The organism is Actimicrobium antarcticum, assembly GCF_039536745.1.
In the GTDB taxonomy this organism is placed as follows: Bacteria; Pseudomonadota; Gammaproteobacteria; order Burkholderiales; family Burkholderiaceae_D; genus Actimicrobium; species Actimicrobium antarcticum.
The window spans coordinates 507,434-523,860 of sequence record NZ_BAAAZE010000005.1 but is presented as its reverse complement, the minus strand read 5'-3'; the positions used below and the strand labels follow the sequence as shown (position 1 = coordinate 523,860).

At 55.1% G+C, this 16,427-nt stretch carries 14 protein-coding genes; 7 read left to right on the top strand and 7 right to left on the bottom strand.

Annotated elements, in window-relative coordinates:
* The first annotated feature begins 102 nt into the window (after positions 1-102).
* Complete coding sequence (locus ABD720_RS05195) at positions 103-567, top strand: hypothetical protein (RefSeq protein ID WP_344762170.1); 465 nt, start codon at positions 103-105, stop codon at positions 565-567.
* A 96-nt stretch (positions 568-663) separates the two neighbouring features.
* Here ABD720_RS05195 and purU read toward each other — a convergent pair whose 3' ends face one another.
* Complete coding sequence (purU, locus tag ABD720_RS05190; protein ID WP_344762169.1) at positions 664-1,536, bottom strand: formyltetrahydrofolate deformylase; 873 nt, start codon at positions 1,534-1,536, stop codon at positions 664-666.
* Between the two features lie 307 nt (positions 1,537-1,843).
* On the bottom strand, positions 1,844-2,407 hold the full coding sequence (locus ABD720_RS05185) for a bactofilin family protein (protein ID WP_344762168.1): 564 nt from the start codon (positions 2,405-2,407) through the stop codon (positions 1,844-1,846).
* Positions 2,408-2,689: 282 nt separating this feature from the next.
* Between ABD720_RS05185 and ABD720_RS05180 the strand changes: the two genes are divergently transcribed.
* Complete coding sequence (locus ABD720_RS05180) at positions 2,690-3,721, top strand: NADP-dependent oxidoreductase (RefSeq protein ID WP_344762167.1); 1,032 nt, start codon at positions 2,690-2,692, stop codon at positions 3,719-3,721.
* Positions 3,722-3,767: 46 nt separating this feature from the next.
* Here the strand turns inward: ABD720_RS05180 and ABD720_RS05175 are convergent, their stop codons facing one another.
* On the bottom strand, positions 3,768-4,586 hold the full coding sequence (locus tag ABD720_RS05175) for a DUF4198 domain-containing protein (RefSeq protein WP_344762166.1): 819 nt from the start codon (positions 4,584-4,586) through the stop codon (positions 3,768-3,770).
* A 374-nt stretch (positions 4,587-4,960) separates the two neighbouring features.
* Between ABD720_RS05175 and ABD720_RS05170 the strand changes: the two genes are divergently transcribed.
* From ABD720_RS05170 to ABD720_RS05160, 3 genes are all read left to right on the top strand, one after another.
* Positions 4,961-6,757: a sensor domain-containing diguanylate cyclase gene (locus ABD720_RS05170; protein ID WP_344762165.1), complete on the top strand. Its 1,797-nt coding sequence runs from the start codon at positions 4,961-4,963 to the stop codon at positions 6,755-6,757.
* Positions 6,758-6,870: 113 nt separating this feature from the next.
* Positions 6,871-7,317, top strand: coding sequence for an RrF2 family transcriptional regulator (locus ABD720_RS05165; protein WP_344762164.1), 447 nt, complete (start codon positions 6,871-6,873; stop codon positions 7,315-7,317).
* A gap of 87 nt (positions 7,318-7,404) precedes the next feature.
* On the top strand, positions 7,405-8,622 hold the full coding sequence (locus ABD720_RS05160; protein ID WP_344762163.1) for a globin domain-containing protein: 1,218 nt from the start codon (positions 7,405-7,407) through the stop codon (positions 8,620-8,622).
* Between the two features lie 63 nt (positions 8,623-8,685).
* Here ABD720_RS05160 and ABD720_RS05155 read toward each other — a convergent pair whose 3' ends face one another.
* Together ABD720_RS05155 and earP are read right to left on the bottom strand one after the other, a co-directional pair.
* Positions 8,686-9,261, bottom strand: coding sequence for an elongation factor P (locus ABD720_RS05155; RefSeq protein WP_344762162.1), 576 nt, complete (start codon positions 9,259-9,261; stop codon positions 8,686-8,688).
* A 122-nt stretch (positions 9,262-9,383) separates the two neighbouring features.
* Entirely contained in the window at positions 9,384-10,568 is a 1,185-nt protein-coding gene (gene earP, locus ABD720_RS05150) for an elongation factor P maturation arginine rhamnosyltransferase EarP (protein ID WP_344762161.1), read from the bottom strand.
* A gap of 138 nt (positions 10,569-10,706) precedes the next feature.
* On the opposite strand from earP, the gene ABD720_RS05145 reads away from it, so the two are divergent.
* On the top strand, positions 10,707-11,588 hold the full coding sequence (locus ABD720_RS05145) for a class I SAM-dependent methyltransferase (protein ID WP_344762160.1): 882 nt from the start codon (positions 10,707-10,709) through the stop codon (positions 11,586-11,588).
* Here the strand turns inward: ABD720_RS05145 and ABD720_RS05140 are convergent.
* On the bottom strand, positions 11,585-14,272 hold the full coding sequence (locus ABD720_RS05140; RefSeq protein WP_344762159.1) for a PAS domain S-box protein: 2,688 nt from the start codon (positions 14,270-14,272) through the stop codon (positions 11,585-11,587). The genes ABD720_RS05145 and ABD720_RS05140 overlap by 4 nt on opposite strands.
* A gap of 272 nt (positions 14,273-14,544) precedes the next feature.
* A complete protein-coding gene (locus ABD720_RS05135) occupies positions 14,545-15,447 on the bottom strand; it encodes a recombination-associated protein RdgC (protein WP_344762158.1) in 903 nt (300 codons plus the stop codon).
* Positions 15,448-15,666: 219 nt separating this feature from the next.
* On the opposite strand from ABD720_RS05135, the gene minC reads away from it, so the two are divergent.
* On the top strand, positions 15,667-16,407 hold the full coding sequence (gene minC / locus ABD720_RS05130) for a septum site-determining protein MinC (RefSeq protein ID WP_344762157.1): 741 nt from the start codon (positions 15,667-15,669) through the stop codon (positions 16,405-16,407).
* The last annotated feature ends 20 nt before the right edge of the window (positions 16,408-16,427 follow it).

Below are 16,427 nucleotides of genomic sequence, written 5' to 3'. Positions count from 1 at the left end.
GATTTCAACCACGCTTGGAACTGCACATTAGTTTTTCCCACCCACTATTGAATCCGCATATTGAAGCGAACGCGGCCATCAACGGTGCAAGGGAGAATGAACATGAGCAAAATAGGAAACTTTTTTCACAAGATCACTGAGGGAATCAAGAACGCATTTGAATCCTGCGTGAATGCTGTCAAGGCCGCCATCAACACGGTCGGTGACACGTTCAAGAGTCTCATGAAGCACACGCTCGCTTTATTGGAGGCCGTTGCTACAGGAGATGTTGAACAAGTAGGTAAATGCTTCCTGCAACTCGGGACCGATATGGCGGATCTGGCGACCTTGCCTGAATCAGCGGCAGCGAATGCTGCAATGGAAATAGTAAAGGGGGCGATGAAGACTGCCGCCGAGACGATGGGCATGTCGGACCAACCCTGGATGAAGAAGGTGTTGAAGGGCATATCGTTAGCGAGCAACTTTACCAGTCTGGGAAATGCCGCGGAATTCGCTGGCACAGAAATATTGGCACTCGCTACCGGAAGCGAAACCCAGACCGAGCAAGCTCTCCATGACATCACATGACCCGGCTCCGGCTCATTGAAAAGCAGCGAATCCCTGCACGACGGTGACAACATGCGAGTCCTCGTCGTGCGTAGTTCGAGGGCCGTAATTACCCGGTTACTTGAATACCACCGTCTTCGACCCGTTCAACAAAATCCGGTGTTCGACAAACCATTTCACGGCTCTCGCCAACACCACACATTCCACATCCCGTCCGATCGCCGTCAGCGTCTCCGGGTCCATCGCATGATCGACCCGCTCGACGTCCTGCTCGATGATCGGACCTTCGTCCAGATCCCCGGTGACAAAATGGGCCGTTGCGCCGATCAGCTTGACGCCGCGCTCATGGGCTTGCGCATACGGTTTGGCGCCCTTGAAGCTGGGCAAAAACGAGTGATGAATATTGATCGCCCGGCCACGAAACGCATCGCACAACTCCGGTGACAAGATTTGCATGTAGCGCGCCAGCACGACCAGATCGATGTCATGCGTTGCAACCAGATCGAGGATTTTTTGTTCTTGTTTGCGCTTGTCGTCGGGAGATGCACCGGCCACCAGAGGCAGATGATGGAATGGAATGTTATAGCTGGCCGCGAGCTGGTAAAACTCCGTGTGGTTGGACACGATCGCCGGAATTTCCACCGGTAGCAAACCGCTGCGATAGCGAAACAGCAGGTCGTTGAGGCAGTGCCCGATCTTCGACACCATCAGCATCATTTTCGGCTTCTTGTGTGCATCATTGAGCTGCGCATTCATCTGCATGGTGGCGGCCAGGACAGCAAATTCAGCACGCAAACTGCTATCGCTGACCGATGCATCCTCAGCGCTGAAATGCACGCGCATGAAGAACAGCCTGGACTGGGCGTCGCCAAACTGGGCGGAGTCGATGATGTTACAGCCATGGTCAGCCAAAAACCCGGACACGCGATGCACAATACCGCGCTGGTCCAGGCAAGAAAGAGTAAGGATATATTCCGGATGCGTGGTCATGAAGTTGGCTGAAATCGCTGGCAAAAAAGAGCCGTCATTGTCGCATGCCGTGACAGTACGAACGCGATCCGCAAAACGCAGTGCGCCGCTGAGCCAGAGACGTCATTGAACTGGAGAAGCTGGAGCCGAGCAGAGGCGCATGGGGTCAGGTTACTGAGCCGCGTCAGCCAGCATCGACTTCCCCCGGCTCAGCGGCAGTACTACGACGCCTTGAATCAGGACTGGGCCGGAAGAGCAGAAAGTCGTGTCAAGCGCATGTCGATGCGTGCTGTCAATTCCAACTCAATGACCGTGCCATCGCGCTTTATCAGACCACCGACTTGGCGACCGATAAGTTCCGAGGAGCGCTGGCAGTACCAACTTGCACATCACCGGACAGCTGGCCGCCCTCTTCGATGACAACCTTGCCATAGCGAATCTTGCCGGATACTTTGCCGGTTGAATAAATCACCAGCTTTTGACGCACAGTCAGTTCGCCATCAAATTCGCCACGTATTTCAGCGATGTCGATTTCAGCCGATCCCTTGAAAGCGCCGCTCTCGGCGATCTGTATCACGCGCGAATCCATCGTGGCTTCAACGCGTCCTTCGACGACCAGCGTATCGCAATCGGTGATCTCGACACCCTTGAGCTTGATGTTCGGGCCGACGATGAGCTTGCTGCCGACTTCATTGGTGCTGGACATGGACGTTGGTTGTCCCGGAGTCGGTGCTGCCGGTGCAGGGGAAGTGACGGACGATGACGAGCCGCCGAGGGAGGTGGACTTGGGGCTACCTGAACTACTACCGAGATTGCTGCTCCCACTACTGCTAAACGGAGAAGTCGGTGTGGTGGTGTCGCGTTTGCCAAAAAGTGTTTCGGATCGAAGCATGATATCTCCTGAAAATGCGTGGAATGATGAAAACTCGGATAAGTGGACAATTTGCTTAGTCTGAATTTCACAGAATAGGCACTAGTCTCGGCTCTGTTTTTTTCAGCGCATTGAGCAATTCGTACAGTATCGACAAGCAACCATGAGTTTGATCAAATTCAGACTCTTGATTTTGGCCTGCCCGGGTTTAAAAAGTTCCAATATTTTACATTTCACATAAAAAGCACGATCGTTCCAAATTAAGCTATAGTTTCCCGACCCCACAATCACCCGGAGACACCGATGAGCACGTCCACACTGATCAACCAGCAATATCGACTTGCCGCCCGACCGATTGGCATGCCAAAACCCGAAGACTGGCACTTCACCACCGAGCCGGTCCGCGACATCGTCGATGGCGAGGTATTGGTCAAGACGCTCTATCTGTCATTGGACCCGGCAATGCGTGGCTGGATGAACGAGGGAAAATCGTATATCCGCCCGGTTGCCATTGAGGAAGTCATGCGCGCTGGCGGCATCGGCAAGGTAGTCGCATCGAAATCGGCAAAATTTGCGGTGGGTGACATGGTTTCTGGTGGCCTCGGCGTACAGACTTACTGGACCGGCGCGGCGGACGACAAGACTGCAGCGCTTTACAAAGTCGATCCAGCGATGGCGCCGCTGCCCAAGTATCTGAATGCATTGGGCATGCCGGGAATGACAGCCTATTTCGGCCTGCTCGAAGTGGGTCAACCGAAGGCGGGCGAGACCGTGGTTGTCTCTGGTGCCGCCGGTGCGGTCGGACAAACCGTCGGCCAGGTCGCCAAACACATGGGATGCCGCGTGGTCGGGATTGCCGGTGGCAAGGAAAAATGTGATTTCGTGGTCAATGAGCTGGGCTTCGATGCCTGCATCGATTACAAGAGCGGGGCTTTGCGGGAGGGGTTGAAAGAACATTGTCCGAAAGGCGTCGACGTCTACTTCGATAACGTCGGTGGCGACATTCTCGACACGGTACTGACACGCATCAACCTGAAGGCCCGCATCGTCATTTGCGGCGCGATCTCGCAGTACAACAATACAACGCCGGTCAAGGGTCCGGCCAATTACCTGTCGCTACTGGTCAATCGCGCACGCATGGAAGGCATCGTCGTATTCGATTACGCCGATCGGTATCACAAGGGCGTTGCCGCGATGGCGCAATGGATGCAGGAAGGCACCTTCAAGACGCGCGAAGATATTGTCGTCGGCATCGAAAAATTTCCACAGACATTGTTGATGCTGTTTAACGGTGGCAATTTCGGCAAACTGGTCTTGCAGGTAGCCGAAGAGTGATGCATTAAGCAACGTGGTGGAGTGACTTTTCCACCACGATAAATAGTTATTTCCGAGCAGGCACCTCAAACATCAAACTCCCCCAGAAACTGTCCCAGTCCACCTCGCTTGAGTCGGTTGCGGCAATCATGTGCACCGTACTGATCATCCAGGCACCGGCATAGGGCAACGCAAATGAGACGTTGCCGTCCTCATCGGTTTTCGCCCGTATCGATACGGTCTGCTGCTTGTGATGATGCCAGGCGCGCAACAACGCACCGGCCAGTGGCTTGCCATCAAACAGCAATTTGAAGTTCAAAGTCGCACCCGCAGTTTGCGATAGCGGATCGTTCAGCGGCAGGATTTCCAGGCGTTGTCCGGTGCGGATTGCGTAGGTCTGATCCGACTTGCCGGCGGCACGCATCAGGGTTTTGGTATGGCGGCGGAATCGTTCGCGTCCAGGCTGCGACGCCGTACCAGCCTCTTCGCGCTGCTTGACCAGTCGGTCGAGACCCTCGTCATGCAGATACGCCTGAAATTTGTCGGCTGGTAGCGTGATCTGTGCGGTGTGGCTATCGAAGGCCACCAGATGCGTGCCGGCACGGGTGATGTCCACAGGAACCTGACCGATCGGTTCTTTCGAGGGCACGAGTCCCATCAAGTCGTCGACACCAGCGTCCGAGTAATGACGCAGCACCGCGGCATGACTGGTCTGGAAACCTGCCTGGGTACCCTCGAAATACTCACCGAAATACATGAACATTTGTACCTGCGTACCCACTCGCGGAGAAAGTGGTTCCGCGCGCAGCCAAAACTCATGGGCGCTAACCCATCCTGGCGATGAGAGCGTCAACAACGCAGCTAACAGGGTGGTCCAATGGCGCATGCAGTCTCGATTCTGAAAGTTGGGGAAGTGGCAGGTGCATGACAATTTCCGTTGCCGCGCCCGGGCCGCCCCAGGCCACATGTATACGGCTGAAAAGGACTTCCGGATGTTTTTTTGCGAAGGCGAATCGTAGCTCGCCATTCGGTCAACATGCAACGCCATTCACTACGAGGCCAAAAGAATGCGTCGATGAACGGGATCAGTCGTGCACAAAACCGACTACACTTCAGCCTCGTGAACCCCGGGTGCGATATCCTCTCCGGAAATACCTGCGCGGATATGTTCGTCATCACGTCGCGCGTCTATTTGCCACACAGCATCCAATACAGGACACAAGCTCTCGTCGGGCCTGCCCACACAACATGACGTCGAAGTTGAACCACCCCGCAGAAGATACCGAACTGAATCCCGATCAGGCCCGCAGCGGGTCTGCAAACGCACTGATCGCTACATTGGATAGCATCGTCAAGGGCATGGCGACCCGGCATACCGGTTTCGCCGCAGCGATTTTTGTGGTTGACGAAAACGGGGCATACCTGCACGCCGGAACCGTGCCGAACTTGCTCGACGATATCGTTCATGCCGGTGATCCTTTACCGACCGTGGATGCCGACGCGCTGGAAGAAAGCCCGTTCTGGCAAAATTACCGCGCGCTGGCGTTGCAGCAATACGCCTCGCATGCGCGCGTGCTGGTGCCCATTCGCCCTGCCTCCAGCAAACTGTTGGGGATGTTCATTATTCATTCCGACCGACCCGACGTGCCTGTTGATCAATACCAGAAAGCGATTGCTGACCTGGCCTCATTGGCATCAATTGCCATCGAACGTGACATCATCGGCCGCAAAGCCGAGCAATCCATGGATGCGTTGCGGGAAGATACCTTGCGGATGGCATTGGCGATCGATGGCAGCAGTACCGGCATCTGGGATCGGAATGTAGTCACTGGCGAGATGCATTATTCGGCGGGCTGGAAAGCCATTCTGGGTTACGCCGCCACCGATCTGAGCAAACGCATCGAGGACGGATACAGCCGCGTGCATCCCGATGACTTAGGCTATGTACAAGCCACCATCCAGGCACATTTTGACCAGACCACCGAGATCTATTCTGTCGAACATCGGATTCGCTGCAAGGATGGCCGCTACAAGTGGATTTCCAGCCGAGGCAAAGTCGTCAGCCGTGATATCGACGGCAAACCGCTGCGCATGATCGGCACCACCACGGATATCAGCGACATGCGGGCGATGTCGGACCGATTACAGGAAAGCGTCGATATGATCACGCGCCTGACCAACGAAATTCCTGGAATGGCATTTCAATATTGCATTCCCATCGATGGAAAGGCGTTTTTTTCGTATGTCAGTAAGGGTATACGGGATATTTATGAACTGACGCCGGCACAAGCCATCGATGACGCTTCGTTGGTTCGTGCGGTCATTCATCCTGATGACCTTGGCAGTTATCTGCAATCGCTGGAGACCTGCACGCTGCGCATGACACCGTGGCAACTGGAGTTTCGCGTCATCCTGCCAAAGCAAGGCGTACGCTGGCGCAATGGCAGTGCACATCCGCGCCGATTGCCCGACGGGGTCATCCAATGGCATGGCTTCATTACTGATGTTACCCAGCGCAAGCAAATCGATTCCGAGTTGCAGGCGCTGGCGACAACCGATTTCCTGACGCATTTACCGAATCGCCGGTACTTCATGGCGCGCATGGATGAAGAACTTGCACGGATACGTCGTGGCATTGGGGGCATTGACGGCACAGGCAGCGCGGTGCTGATGTGCGACCTGGATCATTTCAAATCCATCAACGACACCTACGGTCATGCCGCCGGCGATCTGGTACTGAAACAATTTGCGAAAGTACTGCGTGCAGAACTGCGCAAAAACGATACGGCTGGTCGGGTCGGTGGCGAAGAATTTGCGATCGTGTTGTCTGGTATCGGGATTGCCGATGCGAGATTGTTTGCCGAACGACTCAAGGACAAGGTGGCCAGCATGGAAGTCATCATGAATGGCCACGCTATCGCCGTCACGGTCAGTATTGGCATGACGCTGATGACCGCCACGGACACGATTACCGGCACAGTCCTGTCGCGCAGTGACATCGCCATGTATCGCGCCAAGGAACTGGGCCGTAACAGGATAGAAATCGCGCGCAGCTGAGTTGATGTCTGGTCTACCCTTAAAGCTGTCCAAAACACATCCATTAATTTTAAAGATGCATAACTAATGCAACTTTGGTAGAATGCACCCTCACCTGCTACCGGCCAAATACCATGCGCCTGACCCGTTTTTCGGATATCGGACTTCGCGTTCTGATCTACCTCGCTCGGACGGGCGATCGGCAGTCGATCGTGACTGCTGCAGAAATCGCTGCGCAATTCAGCATCCCGGTCAATCATCTGGTCAAGGTGGTCGGGCACCTGGCGCGGGCAGGCTGGATACTGGCAACACGCGGACGTAATGGCGGATTGCGGCTTGCAATTGATCCAATGACCCTGCGGACCGGCACCATCCTGCTGGAGCTGGAAGGGACTGAAGAACTGGCAGATTGCGAAGGTCAGCAATGTCAGTTGCGCAAACATTGCGCATTGCGCGGTGCGCTGCAGGTGGGCATGCGAGCATTTTATGACGCAATGAATGCGTACACGCTGGCGGACCTCTGTGCTGGCGAAACCGGCGAACAGATCGTACGCATGCATCGCAGTTTTACCAGGCAATAAATCAGGGCCGTAGAACCACGAACAATGTTAGACGGCTATTTTTTTGTTTTTAAATATGCATTTAATATACTTATTATTGGAGAATTCATGATTTCAGCTTCCGCCCGTCCGTATATCGATGCCAGCGTTCCCGTTCTGCGCGCCCATGGCCTCGCAATTACAACCACCTTTTACCGCAACATGTTCGTGGCCCATCCCGAGTTGACCAACCTGTTCAACATGGGCAACCAGGCCAGCGGAGTACAACAGCAATCGCTGGCTGCGGCCGTGTTTGCCTACGCCGCCAACATCGGCAACACGGCTGCGCTGGGCCCGGTGATCGAGCGCATTGTGCAAAAGCACCTGTCGGTGGGCATCCGTGCGGAGCATTATCCGATCGTCGGTCAATATCTGATCGGCGCCATTCAGGAAACTCTCGGAGACGCCGCCACCGCACCTTTGCTGGCAGCCTGGGTGGAAGCGTACGATAGCCTCGCACGCCTGCTCATCAACGCTGAGAAAAAAGCCTACGCGCAAGCTGGGATCATGCCGGGACAGTTGCGCAACATGCGGGTCACGCAACGTCATAACGAAAGCACCGGGATCGTCTCCTTCGTGCTGGAACCGATGGATGGCGACGCCGTGCCGTCCTTTAAACCCGGTCAGTACATCAGCGTCGCGGTGGATCTGGGCGATGGTCATCGCCAGCTGCGCCAGTACAGTCTGTCGGATGCCCCGGGACTCGATCACTTGCGTATTTCGGTCAAGCGCGAACTGGCACAGCCTGAGGCGCCGCGTGGGGAAGTCTCGAACTGGATCCATGACAACATCAAGGAAGGTAGTGTACTTCAGGTGACGCATCCGTTCGGCGAGTTCACGCCAGACACGGAGTCGGCGGAACCAATCGTGCTGCTGTCGGCGGGCATCGGGATTACGCCGATGATTGCCGTGCTCAACCGGATTGCGATCAAACAACCTTCGCGTCCGATGATTTTTTCGCATGCCGCAAGGGATAGTGACCACCTTTCGCATCGTCGTGATCTGGATGCTGCACAGGCCAGGATGCCCAATTTGCAGATCATTACGTTTCTGGAAACGACAACGGCAGGCAGCTCTGGCGACCAATCGATCGTTGGTCAGGCACGCACTGGCCTGATGGAGATAGCACAACTGCCGTCATGGCCGCGCTCCGAGACCAATGTCTACCTGTGCGGCCCGATCGGTTTCATGAAAGCACAATGGCAGGCACTGGTTGCGGCAGGCGTACCACTGACGCACGTGCACCGCGAGGTGTTTGGTCCGGAAATGCTGGACACGCTGATCTGACCTGCCGAGTCCGGACGAAAAAAAACGCTGCCAGACTCGGCAGCGTTTTTTATGGGACGCAATTTAGTTGCGCACGATCTTTTTGTACTCGTTGGTGCGGGTGTCCAGTTCAATCACATCGTCCTGGCTGACGAACAATGGCACCTGAATGGCATGTTGATTGGCTTCAATCACATTTTCAAGCTTGGCTTCTTTCAGGACGTTGCCTGATGTATTTCCCTTGACTGCAGGCTCCGCGTAAATCACCTGACGTGCGATCGTGATCGGCAATTCGACAGAAATGGCTTTGCCGTCATAAAAAACTGCTTCGCATTCCATGCCGTCCTTCAGGTAATGCAGCGCATCGCCCAGGTTCTCTTCTTCGATTTCGTACTGGTTATATTCTTCGTCCATGAAGACGAACAACGGATCAGCAAAGTACGAAAAAGTCACCGGTTTTTTATCCAGAACAACGACTTCAAACTTGTCGTCACCGCGGAATACGTTTTCCATAGGCGCGCCGGTGAGAAGGTTCTTGGTCTTCCATTTGTAGGTGAAGCCCGTGCGGCTCGACCCATTGACATCGGAACGCAGCACGATAAACGGCTTGCTATCAACCATGATGATATTGCCAACGCGAATTTCTTTTGCAGGTTTCATAGAGAATGTACGTAAAAATTAAGTGGTATGAAAATCAGCTGTCGCCTCATGTCGAACGGCGCCGCAAGCTTACGATTTTTCGGAGGAATAGATTATCGAACGACCGCGCACTATACCTTGTTTTAGGCGGCCTCTGACCGAACCGAGGCGGCAAACTTCAGCAAATTTGACGACAGATCGCCATTCGCGTGCATTTGCCGTTGCCAATCGGCCGATGCCCGGGCGATCCCTGGCATATCCGCCAGCAATGACTGCCAGAGCATAAGCCAGTCAGCTTGCCGTTCGATATGGCCTGCCTGTGCGCCGTTCCAGCACAACGACATGGCGATCAAACTGTCAGTGCTGGCTGAATAACGCCGCAAAAAAGCACCCAGCTTCACGTGGTGCAAATTTTCATCCTGTGGATAAATGTGCCAGATAAAGGGTTTGCCGGCCCACTGCGCGCGGACAAACGAATCCTCACCGCGAACAAGATTGAGGTCGCATGTCCATAACAACTTGTCGTAATCCGGTTGGGCCACAAACGGCAGTACGCGTACCGTCAGGGAACCGCGGGTCCGTGCTGTCCCCGCTTGCGCTGGCACACCGAGAAATGCCTGAACTGCCTCTGCTGCCACGCCTTCGGGAACCAGACAGGTCATCGCCGTTGCATTGTCCTGCCAGGCAGCGAACAAGGCTGACACTGGTGCGCATGGGTAGCAAAACAGAGACACCTTCAACGCTGCGGCTTCCGTGTTTGTCACACCAAGCTGGGCCAGGAACGCCATCACGGCTTCCGGATCATCCTGAAACCGCCGACGCTGGTCTTGCAACGACGACTCCCGGAGCAAGCCGCCGGTTTTATCCGTGAAGCCGGGGAAGAAAAAATACTTCATCAACGGCAAACGCGGATGTGGCGAGGTCAGCCTGTGGCAGCCCTCCACCCAGTCTTCGGCACTCAATCCTTCCAGATTCAGCCACACCGGGCGCGGCTCGCAGGTTGCCATGGCAGCGATGTAGCCTTCCGGAATATCACACGCAAAAAACTCGATGACGATATCGGCAATATCGCCCGCCGAAAAGACGAGTTCCTGATTGCTCCAGTAGCGCACCGTTACGCCGGCTAGCTGTTGTTCGACAGCGGTGATGTCGACTTCGGGGCAGATGCGCTTGAAGCTCGACAAGTCATCCACCCACAAGGTGACTGCGATGCCATGCTCCTGTTGCAGCTGCCTGGCAAGGCGCCAGCAGATGCCGATATCGCCAAAGTTATCGACGACTTTGCAGAACAATGCCAGCGACGTAGCCTGATGTGAGGGAAGCGACATGGTCAATGATTTCAGTGGGGATCGGTAGCAAGGCAGATTGCGGGAATCTGCTCGTCATGAAAAAACACAGCCCGCATTATGCCTGCGCAGCTGTGCGCAGCAGCATATACTCGCGCCTCGCACAACAAGGAAGCTGCCATGCAAGAGATCCCGGAAATTCGCCCTGGTCAATCGATCGAACTCCTCAAGGAGTTGCATATCCTGACTCGGGACGGCAAGCTGAACCAGGACAGCCGTCGCAAGCTCAAGCAGGTCTACCATCTCTATCAATTCATCGAACCGCTGATGAAGGCGGTCCAAGCCGATCAAGCGACGCAAGGGAAAAACAGCGGCATCAGCCTGGTTGACCACGGCGCTGGAAAATCGTATCTCGGGTTCATTTTGTATGATCTGTTTTTCAAGACGCTCGATGACGGTTCACGTATCTATGGGATCGAGACGCGCGACGATCTGGTCAAAAAATCCGAGGCACTGGCGGCGCGACTCGCGTTTCCGGGCATGTCGTTTCTGAACCTGTCGGTGGCCGACTCGATCGACTCGCCGCTGCTGCCAGAACGTATCGACATCGTCACCGCACTGCACGCCTGCAATACCGCGACCGACGATGCGATTCATTTCGGCCTGAAAAAACAGGCCAGGCATTTGGTGCTGGTGCCCTGCTGCCAGGCCGAAGTAGCGTCGGTACTGAATCGACTGAAGGGAAAGGCGCTGGGCAAGAGCGCATTGACCGAACTGTGGCGCCATCCGCTGCACACGCGCGAGTTCGGCAGCCAGATCACCAACGTGCTGCGTTGCCTGCAACTGGAGGCGCATGGTTATCAAGTCAGCGTCACGGAGTTGGTCGGTTGGGAGCATTCCATGAAGAACGAACTGATCATCGCCACATTCAAGGATCTGCCACGCCGGCGCCCGACAGAACGGCTGGAGCAGGTACTTGCCTCCGTCGGACTGGAAGAGATGGCCGAGCGCTTTTTTGTGGAACCTGATGCCGCAACAATGCGCCATGTTGACGTGCGTTAACCGGCACTCATTTGTTCGTCATAAAACTGATGGCTATTTCTGCCAAGTTCCTTGACCCGGTACATGGCCATGTCGGCATTCTTGATCAGGGTATGGATGTCGCTGCCGTCCACAGGATAGATGCTGATGCCGATGCTGACAGTCAGGTGGAATTCTTGTGCTTCGATGTCCATCGGCTGGGAAATTTGCTCGATCAGTTTTTGGGCGATACCGGTCAACGTCGCCAGATCAAAGAAGTTTTCTGCCATGACGACAAATTCGTCGCCACCAAGTCGCGCCACCATGTCGACCTCCCGAACAGCATGTCGCAGCCGGTTCGCGACCTCACGTAGCACGGCGTCGCCAGTATGGTGACCCAATGTATCGTTGATATTCTTGAATCGATCAAGGTCGAGGAACAGCAACCCGACCTGATGTCCACCGCGCGCAGCCCGTGCCGTGGCCAGCGTCAGCTCTTGCATGAAGCGTGCGCGGTTTGGTAGTCCGGTCAAATCGTCATGATGGGCAAGGTACCGGATGCGTTCGTCCGACTTCCGGTTTTCAATCGCCAGGCCGATCAGATCGACCACCGAAGGCAGCAGACACTGTTCGAACTCGCTAATCGCACGGCTGCCGTGGTGGTAAAGCACGAGAACTGCCAGGGACTGCCCCTGACGCCCTTGAACCGGCCAGAAGCTGGTACCGCGTATCCCGTATTCCCGGGCAAGCAAGGCATGTGCGGCGTAATCCGGGTCACACTCCAGATCGGCCACGACCCGCGCGGCATCGAGCGCTGTGTCGGGCAAACCCGCTTTGCCTGTGGGTAGTTGCAACATGAAATGAGTAAAGCTTTCGGGCAGATTTTCAGCCACTTGCCACGAAAAACTGCCATCGCTTTCATGCAAACCCTGAATGCAGCACGTGGTATCGGATACCTGACCTTCGATCATCTGATTGACGGCTGCCAGCGTGATCGGCAGTTCGACACTGCTGGTGATCATTTTCAAAATTGCGTTCTGATGAGAAACCAGATCATTTGCACGCTTGCGCTCGGTGATGTCACGCATGAAGTCGATGAACAGTCGCTCGCCATCGATGACTGCCTCGCTGAACGATATTTCCATCGGAAATTCATGACCATCCGCATGCAGGGCAACAACACTCGCGCCACGCCAGTTGAGCATGCGCCGACCTGAACGCAAAAAGCGCCTGATTCCTTCGTCATGGCTGGTTCTGAAGCGCGCAGGTTGCAGCATGGCGATACTTTTTCCGAGCAGTTGATCACCGGGGTGACCATACAGAGTTTCCAGTGCAGGATTGGCGTAACGGATGATCGACTCTTGCGTCATCATCAGAATGCCATCGGTACTGGTTTCCCAAAGCGTACGGAAACGCGCTTCGCTACTCGACAGCGCAATATCGCGTTGCAAATTATCGAGGCCAAATGAAATGTCACGTGCGATTTCAGCCAGCAATTCAACTAGCTGCGCATCGAAATAGTCCTTGTCGGACGCATACAAGGTCAACGCACCGATAGTCTGGCCGGTTTGCTGTAACGGAAATACCGCAATGGCCCTGAAGTGATGGATACCCGCAAGAGCGTGCCAGGGCGCGGTTGATGGCGCGTTTTGAAAATCCTCGCAGATGATATTGCGGCTCTCCCGGATCGCCCTGCCAAGCGGGCCGCAACCAGCAGGAATTGTGGGATCGATGCTGATCTTGGCGCTGTGAAGATACGCTCGCTCGCGGCCCTCGGAACATGACGGTTTGATTTGCCGGGTTTGCCAGTCAACAAGGGCTACCCACGCCAGACCGAAGTCGCCACATTCGGCAACGATCTTGCAGACAGCTTCGTACAGGGCCTGTGGCGTTTTGCTCTGGATAATCGCTTGGTTGCAGCGGCTTCGCGCGTCGTAAAGCCGGGCCAGACGCTGCAGTTTGCGTTCGGTCGCAATCGAGTCGGTGATGTCTTGCAACATGACGCTGATGCGCATTGCGCCACTTTGGTCAGTGAACGTGGCCGACGACAACGCAACATCCAAACGCACGCCATCCTTGCGAAACAGGCTCGCCTGTCCGTTGCGGCTCCCCATTTGCAAGCCTGTCAGCGGAAGGGATGAACGCGCTGTGTCAGCTGATTTCGACAGGCCTGCATGACCAAGATGAATGAGCTCCGCCTCGGAGTAACCCGTCAGCAAACAGGCCGCGGGGTTCGCCGACAGGATCTCGCCGTCGGGCTTGGTCAACAATATCCCGTGCGGACTGATATTGAACATTGCGCGGTAACGCTGCTCGCTTTCGGACAAAATCAGTTCGGCGCGTTTGCGATGTCCGATATCAAGAAAGCTTGCCACGATACGTGCCGCACGATGCTCGGCATTGCGTTCGACAACCCGACCGCGCGCTGCCAGCCAGATCCACTCGCCATTGCGGTGGAGGACACGCACTTCGGCATCATAGAAATGGTCGCTGCCTTTCAGGCAGCGCAAAATGGCATCGTTCATGACCATCAGGTCGTCGGAGTGGATGATTTTGCGCAGCTGCGCCGATGAAATTGGGTCGGCTGATGGATGCCCGGTCAAGGCGGTCCATTGCTCGCTGAGATGAATTATGTCGGGCTCGAGCTCCCACACCATCGCGATCAGACCGATCGATTCGGCCAGCGTGCTGAACAACGTATCCGAGCCAAAGTAGTGGTCCGACATGTCACAGCTTCCTTGCTGACGAAAAATAAAAAATAGTGGTCGGGACCTTTTTACCACCGGAGTGCGAAGCCCACAGCGCAAGGGCTGTGACCAGAAAAAGTGCTCAAAACAAGAATGCTACATTGTACTTATTGCGTCAAGCGGCAGCAGATCTTACTTTTCATCGCACTTTTCAAGGCACCGAGAGTCACTCTGCATGATAAAAAAACGCCGGAATGGGTAGCGTAGCTGCCAACCTGTTTCGGCGTTCATCAACCATCCAGCTAAGCCATCTACTTAGGCTGCATTTGCCCGCCCAGCGCAAACACCAGATCGTCCAGCATTTTTGCCAGCTCACCGGTCATCAGCATCATGTCCGAATCAAACCGCTCGTCGTCATCCTGCGAACCGGTGTCGGTATTTTCCTTGATCACATCCAGTGGCGCGATACGCTTGATCGTCAACGACTCGGTAAGCACGAATGAAATCCGATCTGCCCACGTCATGGCAAGACGCGTGCACTGCTTGCCGCTGGCGATGTGACGTTGCACATCGACCAGTTCCATCGTTTGGCTAACGTAGCGCACGGTCGCCTTGCCTTCGCCGCTGGCGCGCAGCTCAGTATCCTGGTCGACCGTGAAGCCTTTCGGCGCGGCATCTTCTACCAGCCATTCGGTCATCGCAGCCACCGGCGATTGCACCACGTGCAAGCTTTCAAGCGGCAATTTGGCAATGCCCTTGATCAACAGCTTCAACACTTCGTCAGCCTTGGCCGCCGTGCCTGCGTCGATGATCAACCAGCCATTGACCGGATCGATCCACGCCCAGGTAGTCCGGTTAATGCTGAACGCGCGTGGCAGCAACTCATCGGTGACCTGCTCCTTGATTTCCTTCATCTGCTTGCGACCAGGTTTGAAGCCTTGCTGCTCTTCCATTTCGCTGGCACGGGCCTTCGCCACCTGATTGATGACGCTGGCTGGCAGCAGCTTTTTTTCGGTACCGAGCGCAATCAATAATTGCTTGTTGACTGTGTGTACCAGCATCCCGTTTTCACGCGGAGAGATCCATCCCTGCGTTTGCATGTCGAGACTGGTGCAGGGCTGAAATGTTTGCGGTGCGAGCGCCGCTTCAAGCCGCTCGGCATCCATATCCCAAGGTGCTGGAAGACGATAAATTTGAAGATTCTTGAACCACATGGCAGCCTGACGAAAAAGGAAGTGATTCTACACGCGGGCCAAATCCAGCTGGGCGGTTTTTATTGCGCTGGTACGACGAATCTATCTATGAAGCAAGGGTGTAAACATCGTCTGGAATAATGACCAAGTCCGTGAAAACCTCGCGTTATAATAATCACTCGAATGGTCGGCAATTTTGCCCGACAGCAACTGCGCATCATGCGCCACCAAGACTTTTTCATGCAAAAAAACCAGCCCGGCAAACCGATCACAATCAAGATATCTACCGTCGTCGCCATATCCGCCATATTGCATCAAACCGATCCGGCAAAACTCGATGCAGCCATCCGTGACATGACTGGTGGCGAGCCTGATTTTTTTGAAGATGAGCTTGCTATCATTGATCTCGGCGAAATCGATCTGGCTGGCGATCCGATAGACTGGAATGTGCTGGTAGCACTGCTGAAGTCGTACCGTCTGTATGCCGTTGCGGTACGCAATGCACCAGCAGAAATGGAAGCAACCATCCTCGCGCACGGCCTGACCCTGGATCGTGGCAATACGCCACGTTCGCTGGTTGCACCGGAACCCGAACGTCCTGCTCCGGCTCCGGTACATGTCCAACAACAGGCGACCAGCAGTGGATCTACAACGATGTTCATCGACACACCGGTTCGCGCCGGGCAGCGCATCTACGCACGTGGGTGCGATCTGATCGTGACCGCTGCCGTCAACAATGGCGCCGAAGTCATCGCTGACGGAAGCATCCATGTGTATGCGCCGTTGCGCGGCCGCGCACTTGCAGGCGCCAGCGGCAATCCTGACGCACGCATTTTTACTTCATTGATGGAAGCCGAACTAGTGTCAATCGCCGGCATCTACCGGACTTTTGAAAATGGTTATCCGTCGGGATTATCCAACCACGCAGTACAAATACGACTCGTTGGTGATCGTCTCGACGTACTATCGGTACCTTCTTAATAAACATCTTTCCGAAAGGA